This window comes from Mycetohabitans sp. B8 (genome assembly GCF_021991875.1).
Taxonomy (GTDB): Bacteria; Pseudomonadota; Gammaproteobacteria; order Burkholderiales; family Burkholderiaceae; genus Mycetohabitans.
In genome coordinates this window covers 1-252 of record NZ_JAHLKR010000062.1, presented here as the reverse complement: position 1 = coordinate 252, position 252 = coordinate 1, and the positions used below count along the sequence as shown (strand labels likewise).

General features: G+C 63.5%; 1 protein-coding gene. It reads right to left on the bottom strand.

Features of this window, described 5'->3' with window-relative positions:
* Window positions 1-252: hypothetical protein (locus KQH60_RS14715; protein ID WP_237577138.1), on the bottom strand; the 252-nt coding region annotated here is incomplete at both ends.

Genomic DNA, 252 nt, shown 5'->3' with positions numbered 1-252 from the left:
CGTACACGAGTGCGGTGGCCTCAGGCGTGCGCTCAGCCTGTGCTTCGAACAGCTGGTGGATGCATTGGTGCGCCGGATAATCCTGTTGCGTCGCGTTCCACGTCTGCAGCAGTAAAGTCCGTTCCGCGTTGGGCAACACCTCCAACTGTCGCATCGGCCGCTCGGGTGCCGCCTCGAGCGCGTCGGCCAAGCTGTGCAGCGCCTGCTGCATATAACCACACACGCGATCGGGATCCAGCGACTCCACCACCT